21 protein-coding genes, 1 pseudogene and 1 riboswitch are annotated in these 23,659 nt (G+C 48.1%); all 22 genes and pseudogenes read left to right on the forward strand.

The features are described 5' to 3' along the window. The first annotated feature begins 136 nt into the window (after nucleotides 1–136). Complete coding sequence (locus AC6I3O_RS01385; protein ID WP_497849449.1) at nucleotides 137–634, forward strand: shikimate kinase; 498 nt, start codon at nucleotides 137–139, stop codon at nucleotides 632–634. A 210-nt stretch (nucleotides 635–844) separates the two neighbouring features. After that, a complete protein-coding gene (murA, locus tag AC6I3O_RS01390; RefSeq protein WP_497849450.1) occupies nucleotides 845–2,137 on the forward strand; it encodes a UDP-N-acetylglucosamine 1-carboxyvinyltransferase in 1,293 nt (430 codons plus the stop codon). Nucleotides 2,138–2,249: 112 nt separating this feature from the next. After that, nucleotides 2,250–3,188, forward strand: coding sequence for an N-acetylmuramoyl-L-alanine amidase family protein (locus tag AC6I3O_RS01395; RefSeq protein ID WP_497849451.1), 939 nt, complete (start codon nucleotides 2,250–2,252; stop codon nucleotides 3,186–3,188). A gap of 243 nt (nucleotides 3,189–3,431) precedes the next feature. Then, the gene (gene recQ, locus AC6I3O_RS01400) at nucleotides 3,432–5,885 is read left to right on the forward strand and encodes a DNA helicase RecQ (RefSeq protein WP_497849452.1); all 2,454 of its coding nucleotides are present in this window, start codon (nucleotides 3,432–3,434) and stop codon (nucleotides 5,883–5,885) included. A gap of 92 nt (nucleotides 5,886–5,977) precedes the next feature. Continuing rightward, nucleotides 5,978–6,655, forward strand: a complete 678-nt coding sequence (locus AC6I3O_RS01405; protein ID WP_497849453.1) for a Fic family protein — start codon at nucleotides 5,978–5,980, stop codon at nucleotides 6,653–6,655. Between the two features lie 80 nt (nucleotides 6,656–6,735). After that, nucleotides 6,736–6,834: riboswitch (SAM riboswitch) on the forward strand. Between the two features lie 116 nt (nucleotides 6,835–6,950). After that, nucleotides 6,951–8,138, forward strand: coding sequence for a methionine adenosyltransferase (gene metK / locus AC6I3O_RS01410; RefSeq protein ID WP_497849454.1), 1,188 nt, complete (start codon nucleotides 6,951–6,953; stop codon nucleotides 8,136–8,138). A 106-nt stretch (nucleotides 8,139–8,244) separates the two neighbouring features. Then, entirely contained in the window at nucleotides 8,245–9,741 is a 1,497-nt protein-coding gene (locus tag AC6I3O_RS01415) for a HAMP domain-containing sensor histidine kinase (protein WP_497849455.1), read from the forward strand. Beyond that, a complete protein-coding gene (locus AC6I3O_RS01420) occupies nucleotides 9,734–10,423 on the forward strand; it encodes a response regulator transcription factor (RefSeq protein ID WP_497849456.1) in 690 nt (229 codons plus the stop codon). The genes AC6I3O_RS01415 and AC6I3O_RS01420 overlap by 8 nt, the downstream gene beginning before the upstream one ends. A gap of 94 nt (nucleotides 10,424–10,517) precedes the next feature. After that, the gene (locus AC6I3O_RS01425; RefSeq protein ID WP_497849457.1) at nucleotides 10,518–11,261 is read left to right on the forward strand and encodes an SDR family NAD(P)-dependent oxidoreductase; all 744 of its coding nucleotides are present in this window, start codon (nucleotides 10,518–10,520) and stop codon (nucleotides 11,259–11,261) included. A gap of 233 nt (nucleotides 11,262–11,494) precedes the next feature. Continuing rightward, nucleotides 11,495–12,298 (forward strand): TrmH family RNA methyltransferase, encoded by an 804-nt coding sequence (locus AC6I3O_RS01430; protein ID WP_497849458.1) that lies wholly within the window; start codon nucleotides 11,495–11,497, stop codon nucleotides 12,296–12,298. Between the two features lie 63 nt (nucleotides 12,299–12,361). Continuing rightward, complete coding sequence (argF, locus tag AC6I3O_RS01435; protein WP_497849459.1) at nucleotides 12,362–14,458, forward strand: ornithine carbamoyltransferase; 2,097 nt, start codon at nucleotides 12,362–12,364, stop codon at nucleotides 14,456–14,458. Then, nucleotides 14,455–15,441, forward strand: a complete 987-nt coding sequence (locus AC6I3O_RS01440; protein ID WP_497849460.1) for a biotin--[acetyl-CoA-carboxylase] ligase — start codon at nucleotides 14,455–14,457, stop codon at nucleotides 15,439–15,441. Before argF ends, AC6I3O_RS01440 begins: the two co-directional genes overlap by 4 nt. Beyond that, a complete protein-coding gene (locus AC6I3O_RS01445) occupies nucleotides 15,434–15,757 on the forward strand; it encodes a DUF6145 family protein (protein WP_497849461.1) in 324 nt (107 codons plus the stop codon). Before AC6I3O_RS01440 ends, AC6I3O_RS01445 begins: the two co-directional genes overlap by 8 nt. Before the next feature lie 36 nt (nucleotides 15,758–15,793). Beyond that, on the forward strand, nucleotides 15,794–16,582 hold the full coding sequence (locus AC6I3O_RS01450; protein ID WP_497849462.1) for a type III pantothenate kinase: 789 nt from the start codon (nucleotides 15,794–15,796) through the stop codon (nucleotides 16,580–16,582). Continuing rightward, nucleotides 16,563–17,516: a tRNA dihydrouridine synthase DusB gene (gene dusB / locus AC6I3O_RS01455; protein WP_497849463.1), complete on the forward strand. Its 954-nt coding sequence runs from the start codon at nucleotides 16,563–16,565 to the stop codon at nucleotides 17,514–17,516. The genes AC6I3O_RS01450 and dusB overlap by 20 nt, the downstream gene beginning before the upstream one ends. A gap of 188 nt (nucleotides 17,517–17,704) precedes the next feature. Beyond that, nucleotides 17,705–18,187 carry a transcription elongation factor GreA gene (greA, locus tag AC6I3O_RS01460; protein WP_159749784.1) on the forward strand — a complete coding sequence of 161 codons (483 nt, stop codon included), beginning with the start codon at nucleotides 17,705–17,707 and terminating at the stop codon, nucleotides 18,185–18,187. Nucleotides 18,188–18,244: 57 nt separating this feature from the next. Beyond that, nucleotides 18,245–19,729 (forward strand): annotated as a pseudogene (gene lysS, locus AC6I3O_RS01465) (lysine--tRNA ligase); the annotation flags it as partial. Nucleotides 19,730–20,138: 409 nt separating this feature from the next. After that, nucleotides 20,139–20,603: a DUF6075 family protein gene (locus tag AC6I3O_RS01470; RefSeq protein ID WP_497849464.1), complete on the forward strand. Its 465-nt coding sequence runs from the start codon at nucleotides 20,139–20,141 to the stop codon at nucleotides 20,601–20,603. Then, complete coding sequence (locus AC6I3O_RS01475; protein ID WP_004083232.1) at nucleotides 20,596–20,763, forward strand: hypothetical protein; 168 nt, start codon at nucleotides 20,596–20,598, stop codon at nucleotides 20,761–20,763. The genes AC6I3O_RS01470 and AC6I3O_RS01475 overlap by 8 nt, the downstream gene beginning before the upstream one ends. A 26-nt stretch (nucleotides 20,764–20,789) precedes the next feature. After that, on the forward strand, nucleotides 20,790–21,575 hold the full coding sequence (locus AC6I3O_RS01480) for a ParA family protein (protein WP_004083230.1): 786 nt from the start codon (nucleotides 20,790–20,792) through the stop codon (nucleotides 21,573–21,575). After that, nucleotides 21,565–22,461: a ParB/RepB/Spo0J family partition protein gene (locus AC6I3O_RS01485; protein WP_004083228.1), complete on the forward strand. Its 897-nt coding sequence runs from the start codon at nucleotides 21,565–21,567 to the stop codon at nucleotides 22,459–22,461. The genes AC6I3O_RS01480 and AC6I3O_RS01485 overlap by 11 nt, the downstream gene beginning before the upstream one ends. Beyond that, on the forward strand, nucleotides 22,442–23,644 hold the full coding sequence (locus tag AC6I3O_RS01490; RefSeq protein ID WP_004083226.1) for a replication initiator protein A: 1,203 nt from the start codon (nucleotides 22,442–22,444) through the stop codon (nucleotides 23,642–23,644). Before AC6I3O_RS01485 ends, AC6I3O_RS01490 begins: the two co-directional genes overlap by 20 nt. Nucleotides 23,645–23,659: the final 15 nt, after the last annotated feature.

A 23,659-nucleotide genomic window follows, 5' to 3' on the forward strand; every position in this document is an offset into this window, starting at 1 on the left:
ACTCCGTAAGAACCCAAAATGAAAGCACTTGACAGGTGTAACTGCCGAAACTTTACAAGGGGTGGACGAATCGCAGAAGATATGGTAGAATATTGAGAAAATGCATGAAAAGACAGTAGATAAGGGAGGAAGGCGGATGGATAATATCATATTCATTGGCATGCCTGCAGTCGGAAAAAGTACGGTAGGAATTATTGTGGCAAAACAGTTAGGATATCGTTTTATAGATGTAGATTTACTGATACAGGAAGAAGAAGGCAAGCTTTTGAAGGAAATTATTCGGGAAAAAGGGATTGAGGGTTTTCTTGCAGTTGAAGACCGTGTGAATGCGAAGGTATCTGTAAGAAAGACGGTGATTTCTCCGGGAGGAAGCGTGGTCTACTGTGAAAATGCGATGAAACATTACAAAGAGATTGGGAAAGTGGTATATTTACAGGCTTCCTTTGAAACAATAAACAAAAGACTGAGAGATGCCAAAAACAGAGGCGTCGTTTTAAAACAGGGGCAGACCTTGAAGAATCTTTACGACGAAAGAGTCCGGTTATTTGAAAAGTATGCGGATATCACCATATGCGAGGACGGACATTCGTTGGAGGATACGGTAGATGCAGTTCTGGGATCTGTGGCCGTTTGACAATAAATATTACGAATTAATTACGTGTTTATTAAAAAATATTTTACAAATCCGAAATCTGTGGTATAATATCCACGCAGGCTATATGTACATAAGGATAAATCAGAGAGAAAAACCAGAGATTTCCGAGGTTATTATATTTGAAAATACGGATAATAGAATATAGATGAAAGATGAGAGTAATAAATTTTAGACATTGAGGTGCAGCACATGGAACAATATATCATAAAAGGAGGCCATCCGCTCGTAGGAGAAGTGGAAATCGGGGGAGCAAAGAATGCCGCACTTGCGATTCTTGCCGCATCAATCATGACAGATGATACTGTATTAGTCGATAATCTTCCAGACGTGAATGATATCAATGTATTACTGGATGCAATTACAGGAATCGGGGCGAGTGTTCGCAGAGTTGACCGCCATACGGTAAAGATTAACGGGAAGAATATTAACAGTGTTGACATAGAATACGATTATATTAAGAAGATTCGGGCGTCATACTATTTGCTGGGGGCGCTCCTTGGGAAGTATAAGCATGCGGAAGTGGCGCTTCCGGGCGGGTGTAATATCGGGAGCAGGCCGATTGACCAGCACCTCAAGGGTTTTCGTGCTCTGGGGGCAGATGTAGAGATTGAACATGGGAAGATTATTGCGGAAGCAGATCGTCTGGTGGGCAAACATATTTATTTTGATGTTGTCAGTGTTGGCGCGACGATTAATGTGATGATGGCGGCAACGATGGCTGAAGGACTGACAATCATGGAGAATGTGGCGAAAGAGCCTCATGTAGTTGACGTGGCCAATTTCTTGAACAGTATGGGAGCGAATATCAGAGGCGCGGGGACGGATGTGATTAAGATACGCGGGGTGCAGCATTTGCACCGTACGGAGTATTCTGTCATTCCGGATCAGATAGAAGCGGGGACGTTTATGTTCGCGGCGGCGGCGACGAGAGGGGATGTTACGGTATTGAACGTGATTCCTAAGCATCTTGAGGCGACCATTGCGAAACTATTGGAAATCGGGTGTGAGGTGGAGGAATTTGACGATGCTGTGCGGGTAGTCTCCAAGGGGGATTTGACCAGTACCCATGTCAAGACACTTCCGTATCCGGGATTCCCGACAGATATGCAGCCGCAGATTGGAGTTACATTAGCTCTTTGTAAGGGGACAAGTACGATTACGGAGAGCATTTTTGAAAATCGTTTTAAATATCTGGATGAGTTGGCGAGGATGGGCGCCTGTATTAAGGTGGAAGGCAATTCTGCAACCATTGAGGGGATTAAGCGGTTTTCCGGCGCAAGGGTAAGTGCGCCTGACTTGCGTGCAGGGGCGGCTCTTTGTATCGCCGGGTTGGCTACAGATGGAATTACGATTGTGGATGATATTGTGTATATTCAGAGAGGATATGAGCGGTTCGACGAGAAGCTTAGGGGAATTGGGGCGATTATTGAGAAGGTTGGCTCCGAGAAAGAGGCTCAGAAATTTCGTTTGAAGATAGGGTAGTGAGAAGGCCGGCAGATTACGTTTGTAGTCTGCCGGTTTCACGTTGAACATAGGATTGATGGTATATACTTTGATATAATTTGACTATGAATATTAAGTAAGGAGCAGTTGGATGAAACGTAGGAAAGGATTCATGTGGTTACTGATGGTTTTCTTGTTGTGTGTGGGGTGTTCCAGGGGAAATGAGGAAAAGCCTGTCGTGGATGAGAATAAAGGCCAGGAGGATAGAGCGGGGGAGGACGAGACACTTGATGAGGAAACATTAGGGGAAGGGGACCTGTCAGGTGATGAAGTGACGGACAGCGAGGACGTATCGGGGCAGTCAGGCGAACAGAGAGAGGGGCTTGCCGGGAATCCGGATTCCGAAGATGAGGTTGCAGGAGAAACATCGGACACAGGAGAAACATCGGGCGCAGTTAGGAATGGCTATCTTGTGGCAATTGACGCGGGGCACCAGATACGGGGAAACAGTGAGCATGAGCCGGTCGGACCGGGGGCGGCGGAAACGAAACCAAAAGTAGCAGGAGGAACCAGCGGGGCAGCCACGGGATTGCCGGAGTATGAGCTGACTTTGCAGGTTTCGCTAAAACTTAGGGATGAACTTCAAAAGCGAGGGTATGAGGTCCTGATGATTCGCGAGACGAATGAGGTGGATATCTCTAATGCAGAGCGGGCGCAGACGGCGAATGATGCCGGGGCAGACGCGTTTGTACGCATTCATGCCAACGGCTCGACGGACGGCAGTGTGAACGGGATGATGACCATCTGCCAGACGCCGGAGAATCCATATAACGGGGCGATTTATGCCCAGAGCAGGGCGCTGGCGGACTGTGTACTGAATAGCACGGTGGCGGCTACGGGGGCGCGTTATGAGCGGGTGTGGGAGACGGATACCATGAGCGGAATTAACTGGGCGAAGGTTCCGACTACGATTCTGGAGATGGGGTATATGACGAACCCGCAGGAGGATCAGATGATGGCGTCGGAGGAGTATCAGGTGAAGATTGCAGTGGGGATTGCGGACGGGATTGACCAGTATTTGCTGTGGTGATTTTGAGTTAGACGTGAAATAGTTTATGTAAAATGAGGCAGTTGTCATTTTTTCGGTGATGACTGTCTTTTTTTGTTTTCTTAAATATATGAAGAAACGGAGTGGACGCCAGTCCTGTCCGGTGGTTCTATTATTTTTCAGCAAATACAATTATCGCTTTTCACGAAAGAAATTCTGTAATATAATAAATGTCAGTCAGTATTTGAATCGGACTTCAATAAGCAAGGAGGAAATGATGATATTATGAATGCCGTCGATATATTAAAAAAATACTTTGGATACGCCTCCTTCCGAACCGGGCAGGAGGACATCATAAAGGCAATCCTATCCGGGAGGGATGCTCTGGCAATCATGCCTACAGGCGCAGGCAAATCCATCTGCTACCAAGTCCCTGCATTATTGCTCCCCGGCGTCACGCTGGTAATCTCCCCGTTGATTTCCCTGATGCAGGATCAGGTCAAGTCATTAAATGAAGCCGGAATCCACGCCGCATTTATCAATTCCTCCCTGACCGAGACGCAGATATCTAAAGCCCTGGATCTTGCGGCAAAGGGTGTGTATAAGATTATCTATGTGGCGCCCGAGCGGCTGGAAAGCGACCGGTTCCTGCGCTTTGCATTAAACGGGGAGATTTCCATGGTCACAGTGGACGAGGCGCACTGTATCTCCCAGTGGGGGCAGGATTTCCGGCCGAGCTATCTGAAAATCGTAGACTTTATCGATTCCCTGCCAAATCGTCCCATCGTGAGCGCATTTACCGCAACGGCAACGAAAGAGGTAAAGACCGACATTGAGTGCATTTTAAAACTTGACCGCCCCAATATTACCGTGACCGGGTTCGACCGGGAGAATCTGTATTACCGTGTGGAGCATCTGACCGGGAAGCAGAAGGACCGTTTTGTGGCAGATTATATCGCAAAACATCCCGATGAGAGCGGAATCATATACTGTTCGACTAGGAAAAATGTGGATATGTTGTTTGAAGACCTGGCCCGGCGGGGCGTGCCTGTGACCAGTTACCATGCAGGAATCGACAATCAGGCCCGCAAGAAGAATCAGGATGATTTTATCTATGACCGGGCGTCGGTAGTGGTGGCGACCAATGCCTTTGGTATGGGAATTGACAAGTCGAACGTCCGGTTTGTTATCCATTACAACATGCCCCAGAGTATGGAGAACTACTATCAGGAGGCGGGACGCGCCGGGCGTGACGGTGAGAATTCCCAATGTATCCTGCTGTTCTCGGCGCAGGATGTGATGATCAATAAGTTCCTGCTTGAGAAGAAGAGTTTTGAGGAAATGGACGCTGAGGACATCGAACTGATTCGTCAGAGGGACGCCCACAGGCTTCAGGTTATGGAAGGATACTGCAAGACCACGTCCTGTCTCAGGAATTACATATTGGAATACTTCGGTGAGCGCGCAGGCGTCCCTTGCGACAACTGTGGGAATTGCCACCGAGATTACACAGAGGTGGATATGACCACCGAAGCGAAATGGGTTATTAACTGTATTGCGGAAACCAGAGGGAGATACGGGCAGAGTATTGTAGTCGGTACGCTGCTTGGGGCGAACCGCGCCCGCATACGGGAAGTCGGGGCGAATGCGTATCGCTCCTATGGTGCATTGGAGCATATGAAGGAGAAGGATCTCCATCTTCTGATCGACCAAATGCAGCGGGACGGATATATTGTCCAGACCAGCGGGGAGTACCCGGTTCTTCAGATGGGGGATATCACCGGGTTAAAGAGAGAAGACGCAAGGGTGATGATCCGGAAGTTTGAAGAAAAGGAGATGCCTGCCGCCAGTAAGAAAAAGGCAAGAAGTACGGATTCCCTTACCAGCGCAGGATATAAGTTATTTGAAGAACTCCGGCAGTTACGTCTTACGATTGCCAAAGAAGAAGGAATGCCGCCCTATATCATTTTCAACGATAAGACTCTGATTGAGATGTGCGTCAGGATGCCGGAGAATAGGCAGGATATGCTTGGCGTGTCCGGAGTTGGGGAAAATAAATTCCATAAATACGGGCAGAGGTTTATTGATGCAATCAAGTCGTTTGCTGCGGCTCATCCCAATTCTGCAACGACATCGAACGTGGAAGAGGAAGGTGCGGCGATGTATAACCAGACTGGTACGGATATGTATAGCCAGGCAGGCTCCGCAAGTTCCAAAGCTCTTTTTTACATTCAGCCGGAGGACGCAAAGAATTTTGAATATGCCGAGTATTATACGATTAGTGAAATCAGGGACAGGTTGAACGCTGTCAGTACTGCCGGGAATATAAAGAAGGCGACAACGACGGTTATATGGGACTACTTGATGACAGAAGGCCTGATGGCAGAGGAAGAACAAGAGGGCATATTTCTCAAATCCCGGACAGAACAAGGCGGGGAACAGGGAATAAAGGCCATTGATAAAGTGAGCCAGAGAGGAACGCCATACCAGGTCTTTATGTACCCGGAGGCTGTCCAGAAGATGATTGTAGATTATTTTATCGGCGAAAGAGGGGTAAGCGGCGACGAGGCGGCGGCGCTTGGAAAGCAGGCGAATGCAAGGTCGGCTTGGACGCAGGATGAAGACGCGCGGCTGGTCAGTGAATTTAAGGCGGGCATGAAGATGTCACAGATTGCCGTGAAACATGGCAGGACAAACGGGGCAATCAGGGCGAGGCTGCAAAAGCATGGGCTTGTGTAAGCATCTGTTGATATGCAGCAATTTTTCTGTTATGATGGGTGATGCAAATAGATTAACGGAATTGTTGATATATTGGAAACGGGGGAGTGATTATGGAAGCAAAATACCATATGACACGGGAAGAGAACATTTTTGTTGCAAAAAGGAATATTGTAGATTATATTTGGAAAAGTGCAAGATTGGAAGGACTGGCAGTGACTTACCCTGATACAGAAGCGATTTATAATGGAATGAGTGTTCAGGGAGTTAAGGTGTCGGATATTGTAGCCGTGAATAATTTGAAACATGCATGGCAGTTCGTGCTTGATACATTAGATTATCCTACAGATTATCCGTTTGTCTGTAAGATTAACCAATATGTGGGCGGGGATAATCTGATTATACGTGCCGGATATCTGCGCGATGTACCGGTCAGTATCGGCGGTACGACTTGGAAACCTGATATGCCTATTGAATCACAGATAAAAGAGGAAATGGCGGAAATTAACCGGATAGATAACCCGACAGACAGGGCGCTTACTATGATGCTTTATCTGGTTCGGAAACAGATGTTTCTGGACGGCAACAAGCGGACGTCTATGTTGGCGGGAAACCATGGTATGATTGCAAATGGATGTGGGATCATCTCCGTCCCTATTGAGTTACAGCCCACTTTTACGAAATTGTTAATTGAGTTTTATGAAACAAACAATATGGAAGAGATAAAACATTTTTTATATGAAAATTGTATTGACGGGATTGAGTTTAAACCTTTGACGGAACATGAATAACAACAGAAATTATATTGACAATTCACTCCAAATAGGTTATATTCATATATGAAAACAGACAATTTAATCATGCTGACTTTCTCTTATTCAGAGCAGTGGAGATACAAAGGATCTATGAAGCTGCGGCAACCCCCGACACGGGAAGGTGCCAACCTGAGCGAGTAATCGAACAATAAGAGGATTGGTTTATGAGATATAAAACAGTCCGCTTATGGCGGGCTGTTTTTATGCCATATGTGTCCGGTCATTGACGAAGAGAAAGTACGCCATCAAGAAGAAAAGGAGTGGAATAAAAATGGAGAGACATTTATTCACATCAGAATCAGTAACAGAGGGACACCCGGACAAGATGTGCGACCAGATTTCAGACGCGATTCTGGACGCATTGATGGAGCAAGACCCTATGAGCCGGGTTGCCTGCGAGACGAGTACCACCACGGGGCTTGTCCTTGTCATGGGCGAGATTACAACGAAGGCATATGTGGATATTCAGAAAATCGTTAGGGAAACCATTAAAGAAATCGGCTATGTGCGCGGAAAATATGGATTTGACGCCGAGACTTGCGGCGTGCTCACGGCAATCGACGAGCAGTCCAGCGATATTGCAATGGGCGTTGACAAAGCGTTAGAGGCGAAGAACAATCAGATGTCAGAGGAAGAAATCGCGGCAATCGGCGCAGGGGACCAGGGAATGATGTTCGGTTACGCTTCCGACGAGACGCCGGAACTGATGCCGTATCCGATTGCATTGGCACATAAGCTTTCCAGAAAGCTTGCGGAAGTAAGGAAGGAGGGCACACTGCCTTATTTAAGGCCGGACGGCAAATCACAGGTAACGGTAGAATACAATGAGGAAGGAATCCCGGTACGTCTGGACGCGGTCGTTCTGTCTACTCAGCATGACCCGGATGTGACCCAGGAGCAGATTCACGAGGATATCCGGAAATATGTCTTCGACGCAGTCATCCCGGCGGATATGGTGGACGATGATACGAAGTTCTTCATCAATCCCACCGGACGTTTCGTCATCGGCGGGCCTCACGGCGACAGCGGGCTTACCGGGCGGAAGATTATCGTAGACACCTATGGCGGAATGGCGCGCCACGGCGGCGGTGCATTTTCAGGGAAAGACTGCACGAAGGTAGACCGTTCGGCGGCATATGCGGCGCGTTATGTTGCAAAGAATATTGTTGCGGCAGGCCTGGCGAAGAAGTGCGAGATTCAGTTGTCCTATGCAATCGGCGTTGCACACCCGACTTCTATCATGGCAGACACGTTCGGGACTGGCAAGATTAGCAATGAAAAGCTGGTAGACATGATCCGTGAGAATTTTGACCTTCGTCCGGCAGGAATTATCCAGATGCTTGACTTGCGCAGGCCGATTTACAAACAGACCGCAGCTTACGGGCATTTCGGCCGCACGGATCTGGATCTGCCGTGGGAGAAGACGAATAAGGTAGAGATTTTGAAGAAATATCTATAGATTGTCTGACTATTTATAAAAATTTTATAAAAGTTTATGGACGCTTTGCTGTAAAGCGTCCTTTTTCATGCTATACTTTATTTATTGCTGTACGGGAGGCATGAAGATGAAGTTAAAGACAAGATTGATCATCGCTTTTCTGACGGTTATTTTAATCCCGATTCTTTTGACGGCGACAATTGCATGTCTGTTTGGAAAATACCAGATGAGCGCAATCGAGAAAACCTATGAGATTACCGGTATGACGACGGAGAGTCTGTCGAATTCTGTTACCGTATTGTCCAGCCTTACGGAAAAATTTTACCATGAACTTGACGAGATGGTTGACGATAATCCTGACAAGATGGAAGACGCTACATTTTTGGAAGAATTTAACCAGAAATTGAGAAAAAGGCAGGCGTATCTTCTGGTGCGCAAAGGCAGTATGCTGATCTATGTCGGCGCGGATATGGAAGAGGCTGAGCCTGTCATCGCAAACCTTCCGGGATATGGAGCTTCGGAATTGGAGCCTGAGAACGGGCTCTATTTGGGCGGGGATGCGCAGGTGCTTGTGAAGCAGGTGGATTTTTGTTACCCCGATGAGAAAGAGGGGAGCGCGTTCGTGGTGGTAAATGTGCGCGGCGTGATTCCGGAGGTTGAGCGGCTTTACATGGAAGTGGTGGCCGGAATTGTCGTGGTGCTGATCCTGACGGCGGCAGTGCTGATTCTCTGGATTTACCGGGGCGTGATGCGCCCTCTTGGGAAGATGCAGGTTGCGGCGCAGAAGATTAAGGATGGGAATCTGGATTTTGAACTGGAAGCGGAGGCAGACGATGAACTCGGGGAACTCTGCCAGAGCCTTGAGGATATGCGGAAACGTCTTCAAGATAATGCGGAGGAGAAGATTAAGTTTGATAAGGAAAATAAGGAGTTAATCAGCAATATTTCCCATGACCTCAAGACCCCTGTGACGGCGATTAAGGGGTATGCAGAAGGGATCATGGACGGTGTGGCGGACACCCCGGAGAAGATGGAGCGGTATATCCGTACGATATACAACAAAGCCAGTGAGATGGACACGCTGATTAATGAGCTGACACTGTATACCAAGATTGATACCAACCGGATTCCCTATAATTTTAATACGCTGTCTGTGGATGCGTATTTTGAAGATTGTGCGGAGGATTTGTCCGTGGAGCTTGAGTCTCGGGGCGTGGAGTTCGGGTATTTTAATTATGTGGATGGAGGCGTGAAGGTCATTGCGGATGCGGAGCAGATCAAGCGGGTGGTCCACAATATTGTGAATAATTCTATGAAATATATGGACAAGCCCAAGGGAAAGATTAACCTGCGGGTAAAGGACGTGGGGGATTTTGTCCAGGTTGAGTTAGAGGATAATGGGAGAGGCATTGCGGCAAAAGATTTGCCGAATATATTCGACCGGTTCTACCGGACGGACGCTTCGAGGAATTCTTCTAAGGGAGGGAGCGGTATCGGGCTTTCTATCGTGAAGAAGATTATCGAGGAGCATGGCGGCAAGATTTGGGCAACCAGCAGGGAAGAGACGGGAACGACGATGTATTTTGTCCTTAGAAAATATCAGGAGGTGCCGGTGTATGAGTAAGATTTTAATCGTGGAAGACGAAGAGGCGATAGCAGATTTGGAGAAGGATTATCTGGAACTGAGCGGTTTTCAGGTAGAGGTGGCTAATGACGGGGAAACAGGGCTTGAGAAAGCCTTGAAAGAGGATTATGACATGTTCATCCTGGATTTGATGCTGCCGGGAGTGGACGGATTCGACATCTGCCGTCAGGTCAGGGATGTGAAGAATACGCCGATTATTATGGTCTCGGCGAAGAAGGATGATATTGATAAGATTCGGGGGCTTGGCCTTGGTGCAGATGATTACATGACGAAGCCATTCAGCCCCAGCGAGCTTGTGGCGCGGGTGAAGGCGCATCTTGCAAGGTATGACCGGCTGACCGGGAGCGCGGTGGAGGCGAATAAGGTCATAGAAATCCGGGGCCTTAAAATTGACACCACGGCGAGAAGAGTGTGGATTAACGGGGAAGAGAAGACGTTTACCACGAAGGAATTCGATTTGCTGACCTTCCTTGCAAGCCATCCTAACCATGTGTACACGAAGGAGGAGCTGTTCCGGGAGATTTGGGATATGGAGTCTATCGGGGATATTGCTACGGTGACGGTGCATATCAAGAAGATTCGTGAGAAGGTGGAGATGGATACTTCCAATCCGCAGTATATTGAGACGATATGGGGGGTTGGATACAGATTTAAGGTGTAGACCATATGGTTTATAATAAAAAATTGTCCGTATGTCCCAAGGGATTGGCGGTAGATGCCTGGGCAAATTTCAGGACAGACAGGAGGAATGTTACATGTTAAAAGGAAAAGTGGCTGTTGTTACGGGCGGCACGAGAGGGATTGGTTATGCAATCGTGAAGAAGTATCTGGAAAACGGCGCAAAGGTCGTACTGTTCGGTTCCAGACAGGAAACGGTAGATAAGGCGCTTTCATCGCTGAAAGCGGAGAACGCAGACTGGGAAGTAGCGGGGGATTGCCCGGATCTTTCGGACGCAGGAGCGGTGAAGGCTGCGATTGAAAAGATTAAGGAGCAGTTCGGAAGGATTGACATTCTGGTTAATAATGCCGGTATTTCTGACAGCACAAAGGTCGAGAACTATGCCGAGGGGCAGTTCGAGAAGGTGATGAAGCTGAACGTCAATGCATTGTTCAATACGATACAGCCGACGGTTGCCATTATGAGGGAACAGGGCGGCGGATGTATCCTGAATACAAGCTCCATGGTCAGCATATCCGGACAGCCGGGCGGCGTTGCTTATCCCACCAGTAAGTTTGCGGTAAATGGTATGACCCTTTCTCTTGCAAGGGAGCTGGGGCCGAGCAATATCCGGGTAAATGCGGTGGCTCCGGGAATTACGAAGACGGATATGGTGGCTGCTCTGCCGGAACAGATGATACAGCCGATGATTGGGGCAATTCCGCTGCGCAGGATTGGCGAGCCAGAGGATATTGCCAATGCGTTCCTGTTCCTGGCAAGCGATATGGCTAGTTATGTGACGGGAGAAGTGCTGTCTGTGGATGGAGCGATGAGAGCGTAATAAGGACGGCGCTGTGAATGATTCAGACGGGACTGTTGATTAAGGGGAATGGATATTTCCTTTCATCAACAGTCCCGTCTGGTTATTCCTTCAACTCGTCGATATCCGTGAGGTTGACGCCTGCCGCGTTGAGGATTGCTTTTAAAGACAAATACTAATAGTTGTATTCACTATCGGGATGGTCTATAATATAGCGTGATAAGTTTGGAGAGATGGAAGCAGAAAGGGCAGGAATGGATAAGATAACAAGCACATCCAACGCGAAAGTAAAACGTCTGGTGAATCTGAAAAAGAAGCGTAAAGCAAGGGACGAGGAGAAGGTATTTCTGGTGGAGGGAATCCGGATGTTCCGGGAGATGCCATCGGAAATATTGAAAGAAGTCTATGTGTCGGAGACATTTTATAAGAAAGAACGTGACATGACAGGGCAATTCCTGACGGAGAATGGAAGGAAAAAAGCCGCTGTGGAAATATTATCGGATACGGTATTCGGCTATGTGTCCGATACCAAGACGCCTCAGGGGATACTCTGTGTGGCCAGACAGAAGGAGTATGGGGTGGAAGATGTGGCGAAAGGAGAGATTCCCCACATTATCGTGTTAGACCATTTGCAAGATCCCGGCAATCTGGGGACGATTTTCCGGACTGCGGAAGGAGCCGGCGTCACCGGGATTATCATGAATCAGGAGAGTGTCGATATTTATAATCCAAAGACCATCCGTTCGACCATGGGTTCCATCTACCGGATGCCGTTCTGCTATACGGCAGATCTGGCGGATGCCGTCAGATTCCTGAAAGCAAAAGGTGTTCGGACTTATGCGGCGCATCTGGAGGGAATCTGTGATTATGATAAGGAAGACTACCAAAAACCTTGTGCGTTCCTGATTGGGAATGAAGGAAACGGGCTGACGCAAGAGATTGCGGAATTGGCGGATACTTATATTAAGATACCGATGAAGGGCGAGGTTGAGTCGCTGAATGCGGCGATTGCGGCTTCTGTGCTGATGTTTGAGGCTGCGCGGCAGAGACGCGGCTAATTATAGAAGTTAAGGAATAGGCAGATGCACAAATTGCAGCAGACAGGAAAGAGGTGTGATGTTATGGAACCTGTGATAGATATTTCAAAAGAGTATGGACTGGTACTGGACGGCGGCGGAGCGCGCGGCGCGTACCAGATTGGCGCATGGAAGGCTCTCGTGGAAGCGGGAGTGAAGTTCAATGCCGTTGCCGGTACTTCGGTAGGCGCATTGAACGGCGCGTTGATCTGCATGGGCGATATTGAGAAGGCTGAGGGAATCTGGCGGGAGATGACGTTTTCGACCGTCATGGACGTAGACGACGAGTGGATGGAACGTCTGTTCCGGAAGCAGACGACCGTCAAAGAATTCCTGAATGAAGGATGGAAGATGCTGAAAGACGGAGGCGTAGACGTGACGCCGCTGCGCCAATTAATCCATGAGACGGTGGATGAGGAGGCGATTCGGCGCTGCGGTAAGGAATTCTGCCTGCTTACATTTTCCCTGTCAGAATTCAAGGAGTTGGATTTGAGTATTGAAGATATCCCGGAGGGGTTTCTGGAAGATTTCCTGCTGGCCAGCGCCTACCTGATCGGATTTAAAAATGAAAGAATTCAGGGCAAGAAATATATTGACGGGGGCGTGGTGAATAATGTACCATTAAATTCACTGGTAAAACGGGGATACGAGGACATTATAGCCGTGCGCATCTATGGCCCTGGGCGGGAGCCGCGGGTACGGATGCCCCAGGAAAGCGAGAAGTACGAGATTGCCCCAAGGGTAAAGCTTGGGAGTATCATTGAATTCTCGGGCAAACGCAGCCGGCAGAATCTTGTGATTGGCTATTACGATGCGAAACGGATGCTGTATGGACTGGAAGGAACCATTTACTATTTGGAGCAGACCCATGACGAGGCGTATTTCGACGGGCTACTCACGGATATGCGGGAGATTGAAAAGGCAGAGATTGGATTTGTCCTGAAATTACCCCTTGGTTTCAGCAGTAAAGACTTATTTATGGGCATGCTGGAGGCGGCGGCAAAGCTGCTGCAGATTCCCAAATACCAGATATACACCGTAGACCAGCTATACGATCTGGTCTGGAAAAAATACGAAGCGTTGAACGATAAGATGAACCTTCCAAGGTTCGTCCATATACTAACAGGATTAAGAGAGGGATTGGCGATGAATTTAAAAGGAAGAAGCTTTTTGACGTTAAAGGATTACACGCCGGAGGAGATTACTTATCTGTTGGATTTGGCGGAGGATTTGAAGGAAAAGAAGAAAAACGGCGTGCCGGTGGACAAGTACAGGGGAATGAATGTTGCCTTGATTTTTGAAAAGACAAGTACCAGAACCAGATGTTCCTTTGAGGTAGCGGCCCACGACATGGGCATGGGAACGACTTATCTCGACCCAAGCGGCTCCCAGATTGGCAAGAAGGAGAGCATCGAGGACACGGCAAGGGTTCTTGGCAGGATGTATGACGGAATTGAGTATCGTGGGTTTGGACAGGAGATTGTGGAGGATTTGGCAAAATATGCGGGCGTACCGGTCTGGAACGGCCTGACTAATGAATACCACCCGACGCAGATGTTGGCGGATCTGCTGACGATCCGCGAGCATTTCGGATATCTGAAAGGAATAAAACTGGTCTATATGGGGGATGCGAGGTACAATATGGGCAATTCTCTGATGATTGCCTGTGCGAAGATGGGAATGCATTTTGTGGCGTGTACGACGGAAAAATATTTCCCCAATGAGGAACTGGTGGAGACTTGCCGGGGATATGCAAAAGAAAGCGGGGGAACGATTACGCTGGCTTCGGATGTGACGGAAGGGACAAAGGGTGCGGATGTCATCTACACGGATGTCTGGGTATCCATGGGCGAGCCGGATGAAGTCTGGGAAGAGCGAATCCGGGAGCTTACCCCTTATAAGGTGACGAAGGACGTCATGGCGAATGCGAAGGAAGAGGCGATTTTCCTGCACTGCCTGCCTGCATTCCATGATTTGAAGACGAAGATTGGTAAGGATATTCATGAGCGGTTCGGCATTGAGGATATGGAAGTGACGGACGAGGTATTCGAGTCAGCGCAGTCGAAGGTATTTGACGAGGCGGAGAACCGGATGCACACGATTAAGGCAGTAATGGCTGCAACATTGGGCGAGAGAGCATGAAATCAGAGATTTTGCGTTTGTTAAAGGAGAGTAATGGCTATGTGTCGGGACAGCAGCTTTGTGACGCATTTCAGGTGTCGCGGACGGCTGTGTGGAAAGTGATTGAGCATTTGAAGAAAGAGGGATATCAGATTGAGGCTGTGCGCAACAAGGGTTATCGTTTGGTGGGCAGCCCGGATGTGATGTCTAAGGCGGAGATTGAAAGCCTGGTCCGGACAGAGTGGGCGGGCAGGCAGGTGGTCTATTATGAAGAAACGGATTCTACCAATATCCGCGCCAAGGACGCCGGGGAGAAAGGCGGTGAACACGCCGTACACGGTACGCTTTTCGTGGCGGAACGGCAGATGGCGGGAAAAGGGCGAAGGGGCAGGGGATGGGAGTCGCCTGCAGGAACCAGCATCTATATGACCATATTGCTGCACCCCAAGTTCCTTCCGGGCAAGGCGCCCCAACTGACGCTTTTGATGGCGGTGGCCGTGGTAGAGGCGATTCGCAAGGTCACGGGACTTGCCTGCGGGATTAAATGGCCCAACGATGTCATTTACCAGGGAAAGAAACTGTGCGGGATTTTGACGGAGATGAGTACAGAGGTCAGTTTTATTAATTATGTCGTCATTGGCGTTGGGATTAATGTGAATCAGGAAACGTTCCCGGAAGAACTGGGGGATAAGGCAACGTCATTGAAACTGGAGCTGGGCGCAAACGTCCGGCGCGCGGAGCTGATTGCCGCTGTGATGGAGCAGTTTGAGTCTTGTTATGGGACATTTCTTGAGACGGAAGATTTGTCTGGTGTGAGAAAGAAGTATAACCAGTTGTTGGTAAACCGGAATCAGGATGTGAGGGTCTTAGAGCCGGGGAATGAGTATGAGGCGCACGCAGTCGGGATTAATGACACAGGAGAGCTGATTGTGCGGACAGAGGGGCAGGAAAGGGCAGTCTATGCCGGAGAAGTGTCCGTGAGAGGGGTATATGGTTATGTATGATGGGAAAGTGGTGCTCTGCGGCGCGAATTCCTATGAGGAGAAATATTATCTGAACCCGGATTTTGAGCAGCTGCCGGGGAGCGTCAAGGATGAGCTGAAGATTATGTGCGTACTCTATGTAAATGATGTGGGAGGAATCCTTACATTGGTCTATGAGGAGGACGGGAATCTGTGTTTTGAAGTGACGGCGGAGGAATTTGACCCCATGTTTGACGAGATTGGGAGCCAGTTGAAGATCAAACAGCTGCAGCGGGAGAAGCAGGATTTGTTAGAGGCTCTGCAGATGTATTACAAGGTGTTTTTTCTGGAAGGGTAAGCGGTCGGACGGCTGTAAAGATGAATGGAGGAGAAGATGTTATTAGTCATAGATGTGGGGAATACGAATATTACGATGGGAGTGTTCAAAGGGAAGAAGCTGTCGGGTACATTCCGCATGACAACGAAGCTGCCGAGGACGTCTGACGAATATGGGATTACTTTGAAGGAGCTGATTGAACGGCAGGGAATCCATAGCGGAGATATTGACGCTGTGATTGTTTCGTCCGTTGTGCCGGATATCATGCATTCTCTTGGGAGCGCGCTTATCAAGTATTTCGGCATCAAGCCAATGGTGGTGTCGGCAGGGATTAAGACAGGCATCCGGATTGTGACGGAAAACCCTAAGCAGGTGGGCGCGGACCGGATTGTGGATGCGGTGGCGGCGTATACACTCTATGGAGGTCCGGTCATCGTGATTGACTTCGGGACTGCCACGACTTACGATATCGTGGGCGTGGACGGAACCTTTGAGGGTGCTGTAATTGCACCGGGTATTCGGATTTCTGCCCATGCCATGACCGAACAGGCGGCAATGCTGCCGGCGATTGAAATCAAAAAGCCTGACTCTATCATTGCAAAGGAAACGGTGGCCAGCATGCAGGCGGGACTGGTATATGGGCAGATTGGACAGACGGAATATATTGTGAGGAAGATTAAGGAAGAATCCGGTTATGCGGATGCGAAAGTGGTCGCCAGCGGCGGCCTTGGGAAAATGATCGCGGCGGAGACGGATGTGATTGATATCTACGATGCGCAGTTAACGCTAAAGGGATTGCGTTTTATTTATGAAAAGAATAAGCGGTATGAAGATAGGAAATGTTGAACTTGAAAACCCATACATCCTCGCTCCGATGGCGGGGGTCACGGATCTGCCGTTCCGGCTTTTGTGCAAGGAGCAGGGGGCAGGTCTTTTATGTATGGAGATGATCAGCGCGAAGGCGTTACAGTATAAGAATAAGAACACGAAGGCGCTGCTTGCCATCCATCCTGAGGAATATCCCGTGTCGCTGCAGCTATTTGGAGCGGAGCCGGATATTATCAGCGAGATGGCGAAACAGATTGAAGAGCTTCCCTTCCAGATCCTGGATATCAACATGGGCTGTCCGGTTCCTAAGGTGGTAAGGAATGGGGAGGGTTCTGCGCTGATGAAGGATCCTCAGTTGGTGGGGGAGATTGTCAGCAAGACTGTGCGGGCAATCCAGAAACCGGTCACTGTGAAGATACGGAAGGGGTTTGACGACGCCCATGTCAATGCTGTGGAGATTGCGAAGGTAGTGGAAGCGTCAGGCGCGGCGGCAATTGCCGTACATGGAAGGACACGGGAGCAGTATTATTCCGGGAAGGCGGACTGGGAGATTATCAGGCAGGTGAAGGAGGCGGTGTCAATTCCTGTGATTGGGAACGGCGATGTGATTTCCGAGGAAACGGCGCTGGCTATGATGCGGCAGACGGGATGCGACGGCGTGATGATTGGGCGCGGCGCGCAAGGAAACCCATGGATATTCCGTGAACTTGCAGAATATGGCGGGACGGGAATAAAACCAAAGCGTCCTTGTGCGGAAACGGTAAAGGCCGCGATGCTGCGGCATGCAAGACTGCAGATGGAGTTCAAGGGGGATTTTATCGGTATCCGTGAAATGCGTAAGCATGTGGCATGGTATACGAAGGGGATGGAAGGCGCGGCGAAGCTTAGGGAGGCGATTAACCGGGTGGAGTCGTATGCGGAATTGGAGAAACTTTTGGATGCCCATATGTGAAGAATTGGCTGTATGAAAGACAAGGATTGTGCATATACTGTAACGGGCGAATTTCAAGGCCAAAATTATTGACATAACTTTTCCATTTGGGTATAATAATGAAATTGTGAAAGTTTCTTTAATCTTTTAAATAACAAATAGATTTTTTGAAGATAGTGAAGAGAGTAATAGGAAAGGAAGTAAGACACATGGAAGCAAAGAAGAAATTACTTACTTATGCAGGCTTGAAAGCACTGGAGGACGAGCTGGAACATTTGAAAGTCGTAAAGCGGAAAGAGGTTGCCGGCAAGATTAAAGAGGCGAGGGAGCAGGGAGACTTGTCAGAGAATGCGGAGTATGACGCTGCAAAGGATGAGCAGCGGGATATCGAGGCGCGTATTGAAGAGCTGGAAGGCATCCTGAAAAATGCGGAAGTCGTAGTTGAGGATGAGGTAGATTTTGATAAGATTAACGTAGGTTGTACGGTAAAGGTCTACGACAAGACATTTGACGAGGAAATGGAGTTCAAACTGGTCGGTTCTACAGAGGCGAACAGCCTGGAAGGGAAGATTTCCAACGAGTCTCCGGTCGGACAGGCGCTTATTGGCTGTAAAGTTGGCGACCAGGTACAGGTGGAGACTCAGGCCGGGGTTATGGAATATGAGGTATTGCATATCAGCCGGTCATTGTAGAAGGAATTGTGTGGAGAAACCGATACAGTTCCTTGCAAAAGGAAAGGAGAGGAAAACGTGGCAAAGCAGCAGGAGAAAGTACAGGATCAGGACATTAACCAGTTAAGGAAGGTCCGCCGTGAGAAACTGGCAGATTTACAAAGCAACGGGAAAAATCCGTTTGAGATTACAAAGTTTGACGTGACATGCCATGCCATGGATATTAAAGAGCATTTTGAGGAACTGGAAGGGGCGCAGGTCACGCTGGCGGGGCGTATTATGCAGAAGCGTGTCATGGGGAAGGCATCTTTCTGTAATGTTCTCGACCAGAGCGGGGATATCCAGTCTTATGTGGCTAGGGACAGCATCGGCGAGGAGGCATACAAGGATTTCAAGAAGATGGATATCGGAGATATCGTCGGCGTGGAGGGAGAAGTGTTCAAGACAAAGACGGGTGAGATTTCCGTCCATGCTTCTTCTGTAAAATTATTATCCAAGAGTCTTCAGATTTTGCCGGAGAAGTTCCATGGCCTGACGAATACGGATATGCGTTACCGTCAGAGATATGTGGATTTGATTATGAACCCGGAGGTAAGGGATACATTTATCAAGCGTTCTAAGATTATCAGCGCTATCCGGAGGCATCTGGATGAGCAAGGCTTCCTTGAGGTGGAGACGCCGATGCTGGTGAGCAATGCGGGCGGGGCGGCGGCAAGACCCTTTGAGACTCATTTCAATGCATTGAATGAGGATTTTAAGCTGCGCATTTCTCTGGAGCTGTATCTGAAGCGTCTGATTGTGGGCGGACTGGAACGAGTGTATGAGATTGGACGTGTGTTCCGGAATGAGGGGCTGGATACCAGGCATAATCCGGAGTTTACACTGATGGAGCTGTATCAGGCGTATACGGATTATAATGGGATGATGGATCTGACGGAGGATCTGTACCGCCATGTGGCGCAGGAGGTTCTTGGGACGGCTGTGATTGCTTATAATGGCGTAGAGATGGATCTTGGCAAGCCGTTCGTGCGGATTACGATGGTGGATGCCGTGAAGAAATATACAGGCGTTGACTGGAATGAGGTGAAGACTCTTGAGCAGGCGAGGGAGCTTGCGAAGGAGCATCATGTGGAGTTTGAGGACAGGCATAAGAAGGGCGATATTCTGAGCTTGTTCTTTGAGGAGTTTGTTGAGGAGCATTTGATTCAGCCTACGTTCGTGATGGATCACCCGATTGAGATTTCCCCGCTTACGAAGAAGAAGCCGGAGAATCCGGAATATGTGGAGCGGTTCGAGTTGTTCATGAATGGCTGGGAGATGGCGAATGCGTATTCTGAGCTGAATGACCCGATTGACCAGAGGGAGCGTTTCAAGGCGCAGGAGGAATTGCTGGCGCAGGGAGATGAAGAGGCGAATACGACGGATGAAGATTTCCTGAATGCCCTGGAGATTGGTATGCCTCCGACTGGGGGGATTGGATTCGGGATTGACAGGATGTGTATGCTGCTGACGGATTCAGCGGCGATTCGGGATGTTTTGCTATTCCCGACGATGAAGTCATTAGACAAATAAAGCCAGTGTTTTCAAGGGTTTGCGGTACTTCGATTCAGATTTTGCAACAAAATTGCAACAAATTTGCAACGCATAATGCGGGATAATGCCTGATAATGCGTTGATTGGTACATGAGTCAACTTAATACAGTAAGCACTTTAAGGACATTTTTCTAAAAGAAATTTTAGGGAAGTGTCCTTTTTTGTTATGGTCAAAAAATAAATTTGAATTGGAGGAAAAGGAAATGGCAGACACAGCGTTAAGGTCAGGAGTGAAAAACCGTTCTCCGGGGCGAAAGCAAATTCGGGTTGACAGTTAGCCGTATTTTGGGTAACTGGCAGCACGAATCCACAAGGGTTTGGGAGTGTAGCTCCCAAGAATATAAAAAATATTAAGCAGATAAGATAAGGAGGACAAGTTATGGCAGCAAATACAGCGAAAGGTGCAGGAAACAAAGATACTCGCACAATTACTTTCAAGAACGATAAACATAAAGATTTTTATAAAGAGTATCTGCAGAAATGCGGATACCAGGATGTGTACCACAAAGCATTAGTATACTGCTTGGGGATTGACCGGGATACAAGGATAAATGTGAATAGGATTTATGATTTTAAAACAGGATGCGTAAAAACAGAGTGCCTGCATGAAGGCTGGCAGACCAGTGGCAGCGCAAGGATTGTACGGATGGCATTTAACCTTTATTGTAATGGAACGCCAAGTGTTTATGACACAGAGGATGTGGAGGAACAATTAAAGGAGTTCCGTTGTTATACGGTGGAAGATTTATTCTGCTGCGGCTATGCCAGATATTTTTGGGAAGCTGTGAAGATTCGTTATCCGGAATACTGTTTTTACGTGGATATGGAGGATTTATATGCTTAAGATTAGGATGCAGGGAACAAAGAAAGACCTTCACTGGTTCCGGCGGCTTTTGGAGCGTCAGGAAGACGTGGATGTAAAATCGGTGTCGGAACCGTTTGCAAATAAAGGGACTAATAAATATTTCCGTGTATATACGGAAGTGGAAAGAACAGAGAAATAGATTAGAGAATCAGGAGGAAAGTATCTATGTGCAGAGTGATTGCAGTGGCAAACCAGAAAGGCGGAGTCGGAAAAACAACAACGTGTGTGAATTTAGGGATTGGGCTTGCAAGGGCAGGCAAAAAAGTATTGTTGGTGGAGGCAGACGCACAGGGAAGCATGGCGGTGAGCCTGGGGATAACAGAGCCGGATGAGCTGGATGTGACATTGGTGAACATCATGGAAAAGGTCATCAATGATGAAGATGTTGAGCCTGGTGAGGGGATCATCCACCATGAGGAAGGGATTGATTTTATTCCGGCAAATATTGAACTAGCAGGACTGGAAACGGCTCTGGTAAATGTTATGAGCAGGGAAATGATATTGCGCCAGTATCTGAACAGCATAAAAGGGGAGTATGACTTTGCAATTATTGATTGTATGCCCTCGCTTGGCATGATTACGATAAATGCCCTTGTAGCGGCCGACAGCGTACTAATCCCGGTAGAGGCGGCATATCTTCCGGTCAAGGGGTTACAGCAGCTTATAAAGACGATTGGAAGGGTTCACAGAAAGCTGAATCCGGCGCTTGACATTATGGGGATTCTGCTGACAAAGGTAGACCGCAGGACAAACTTCGCGAGGGACATTTCAGCGCAGATCCGGGAGGTTTATGGGAACCGGGTACATATTTTTGAGAACTGCATCCCATTGTCCGTAAAGGCTGCGGAAACCACGGCAGAGGGGAAAAGCATCTATCTCCATGATCCGAAGGGGATTGTGGCAGGCGGCTACCATTCACTGACACAGGAGGTGCTTGCGGATGAAAAGTAAGAGCGCAGAGAAGGTAAGGCTGAACAGCTTTGATGATTTATTTGGCATAGATGAAACGGGGGAAACGGTCACTTCCGTTCCCCTAAGTGAACTGCATACGTTTAAAGGCCATCCATTCCGGGTGCAGGACGATGAAAAGATGCAGGAGACAGTGGAAAGCGTAAAGCAGTACGGCGTGTTGATGCCGGGGATTGTGCGCCCGCATCCGGAAGGCGGCTATGAGGTTATTGCAGGGCATAGACGGTGGCGGGCCTGCGAGCTTGCCGGGCTTATGGAAATGCCTGTCATTATCCGGGAAATGGATGATGATACAGCGGTAGTCCTGATGGTGGATACGAATATCCAGAGGGAGGACATCCTGCCAAGTGAGAAGGCGAAGGCATACCGGATGAAATACGAAGCAATGAAGCACCAAGGCAGCAAAGGGGAGAAATATACCGCGGATGCCATCGGGGAAGCCGCCGGGGACAGCGGGAGGACAGTGCAGCGTTATATCCGGCTGTCGGAACTGGTGGAAGAACTGATGGATTATGTGGATGAAAATAAAATCCCTATGGTGGCTGGGGAGAAATTGTCTTACCTGAAAACGGAAGAACAGGCATGGGTTGTGGATGCCATCGGCAACAGCGGCATATTCCCATCAAAGGCGCAGGCAGAGCAGTTAAAAGCAGGCAGTGAGGCAGGGGAATTGACGGAAGGAAAGGTATATGCGGTTTTAGTGCGGAAAGAGAAGGAAAATGTCAATGTTACAATCTCCGCAAAGAAAATCAGCAATTATTTCCCGAAAGAGTATTCCAAAGAACAGATTGAGGATGTGATCTACACGCTTCTGGAGGAATGGAAGCAGAAGGAGGGAGGGACAACAGATGCAGGAATTACAGTTTGATTATTACCGGGGCATGGAAGCGGAGCAGTACACGTTCTACCGGATTCCAAAGGTTCTGTTCACTGCAGAATGCTTTAAGTCCCTCTCTTGTGAAGCAAAGGTTTTATACGGTCTATTGTTAGACCGTATGAGCCTTAGCATAAAGAACCGTTGGTTTGACGAGGAGGACAGAGTGTATATTATTTTCACAGTAGAAGAGATTATGGAACTCATGTGCTGCAAAACACAGAAAGCGGTAAAGCTGATGAAAGAATTAGATTCTGACGGTGGGATAGGATTGATAGAAAAGAAGCGCTTAGGACTTGGAAAACCAAATGTTATTTATGTGAAGAATTTTTTGATTAAAGAGGTTGAGCCATCGCCAGAGTTCGATGAATTACCAGAAAATCTGCAAGAAACCGGGACAAAACCAGAACAGGGAATAGAAGAAACAGGCGGAAGCACACAGTCTTTCCAAAATCAAAATTCAAGAATTTTGAAAATCGAAAATCCAGAGTTTCCAGAATCAAAAATCCAGAATTTTGAAAATCAAAAATCAGGAGTTTTGAAAATCGAAAATCCAGAATTTCCAGAATCAAAAAACAAGGATTTTGAAAATCATAATTCAAGAATAGTGAAAATCAAAAGACAAGAACTTCGATTTTCAAAATCTAATGATATTGATATTAACAATACTGATTTTAGTGATACTGAATTTAGTGAAACAGAATATAGCAAGACAGATCTTAACGATACTGAATCTGGTGTGTCTGCTCCAATCCATCCCAATCCCATCCAGTCTAATCCATCTATCTCCGACATAGCGCCGGATGTGATTGATGAGATGGATGCATACCGTGACATTATCCGGGAACACATATCTTACGAGTGTTTTCAGGATGGACGCTGCCACCGGAGGGAGGATGTGGATGAGCTTGTTGAGCTGATGGTGGAAGTGATGATGCTGCCGGACAATGGCACAGTGCGGATTGCGGGGGTAGAAAAGCCAGTGGCGGTTGTCAAAAACCGGTTTATGAAGCTGAACCATGAGCATATCGAGTATATCCTTACCTGCCTTGGCGCTAACACAACGAAAGTGGGCAATATCAAGGCGTATCTTCTGACAACGCTGTATAATGCTCCGATGACCATAAGCAATTATTATACGGCAGAGGTGAACCATGACCTGTATGGGAGTGGGTGAGGGAAATTAAGAAAT

The organism is Sporofaciens sp. St.21A7, from assembly GCF_059728535.1.

What these genes read in the sequence shown, in the direction of transcription:
- AC6I3O_RS01490 (WP_004083226.1), top strand. Translation starts at nt 22,442, where the DNA reads ATGCAGGAATTACAGTTTGATTATTACCGGGGCATGGAAGCGGAGCAG.
- AC6I3O_RS01475 (WP_004083232.1), top strand. Translation starts at nt 20,596, where the DNA reads ATGCTTAAGATTAGGATGCAGGGAACAAAGAAAGACCTTCACTGGTTC.
- AC6I3O_RS01450 (WP_497849462.1), top strand. Translation starts at nt 15,794, where the DNA reads ATGTTATTAGTCATAGATGTGGGGAATACGAATATTACGATGGGAGTG.
- AC6I3O_RS01485 (WP_004083228.1), top strand. Translation starts at nt 21,565, where the DNA reads ATGAAAAGTAAGAGCGCAGAGAAGGTAAGGCTGAACAGCTTTGATGAT.
- greA (WP_159749784.1), top strand. Translation starts at nt 17,705, where the DNA reads ATGGAAGCAAAGAAGAAATTACTTACTTATGCAGGCTTGAAAGCACTG.
- metK (WP_497849454.1), top strand. Translation starts at nt 6,951, where the DNA reads ATGGAGAGACATTTATTCACATCAGAATCAGTAACAGAGGGACACCCG.
- argF (WP_497849459.1), top strand. Translation starts at nt 12,362, where the DNA reads ATGGAACCTGTGATAGATATTTCAAAAGAGTATGGACTGGTACTGGAC.
- AC6I3O_RS01440 (WP_497849460.1), top strand. Translation starts at nt 14,455, where the DNA reads ATGAAATCAGAGATTTTGCGTTTGTTAAAGGAGAGTAATGGCTATGTG.
- AC6I3O_RS01425 (WP_497849457.1), top strand. Translation starts at nt 10,518, where the DNA reads ATGTTAAAAGGAAAAGTGGCTGTTGTTACGGGCGGCACGAGAGGGATT.
- murA (WP_497849450.1), top strand. Translation starts at nt 845, where the DNA reads ATGGAACAATATATCATAAAAGGAGGCCATCCGCTCGTAGGAGAAGTG.
- AC6I3O_RS01405 (WP_497849453.1), top strand. Translation starts at nt 5,978, where the DNA reads ATGGAAGCAAAATACCATATGACACGGGAAGAGAACATTTTTGTTGCA.
- AC6I3O_RS01420 (WP_497849456.1), top strand. Translation starts at nt 9,734, where the DNA reads ATGAGTAAGATTTTAATCGTGGAAGACGAAGAGGCGATAGCAGATTTG.
- AC6I3O_RS01480 (WP_004083230.1), top strand. Translation starts at nt 20,790, where the DNA reads ATGTGCAGAGTGATTGCAGTGGCAAACCAGAAAGGCGGAGTCGGAAAA.
- AC6I3O_RS01395 (WP_497849451.1), top strand. Translation starts at nt 2,250, where the DNA reads ATGAAACGTAGGAAAGGATTCATGTGGTTACTGATGGTTTTCTTGTTG.
- AC6I3O_RS01430 (WP_497849458.1), top strand. Translation starts at nt 11,495, where the DNA reads ATGGATAAGATAACAAGCACATCCAACGCGAAAGTAAAACGTCTGGTG.
- AC6I3O_RS01415 (WP_497849455.1), top strand. Translation starts at nt 8,245, where the DNA reads ATGAAGTTAAAGACAAGATTGATCATCGCTTTTCTGACGGTTATTTTA.
- recQ (WP_497849452.1), top strand. Translation starts at nt 3,432, where the DNA reads ATGAATGCCGTCGATATATTAAAAAAATACTTTGGATACGCCTCCTTC.
- AC6I3O_RS01385 (WP_497849449.1), top strand. Translation starts at nt 137, where the DNA reads ATGGATAATATCATATTCATTGGCATGCCTGCAGTCGGAAAAAGTACG.
- AC6I3O_RS01445 (WP_497849461.1), top strand. Translation starts at nt 15,434, where the DNA reads ATGTATGATGGGAAAGTGGTGCTCTGCGGCGCGAATTCCTATGAGGAG.
- AC6I3O_RS01470 (WP_497849464.1), top strand. Translation starts at nt 20,139, where the DNA reads ATGGCAGCAAATACAGCGAAAGGTGCAGGAAACAAAGATACTCGCACA.
- dusB (WP_497849463.1), top strand. Translation starts at nt 16,563, where the DNA reads ATGAAGATAGGAAATGTTGAACTTGAAAACCCATACATCCTCGCTCCG.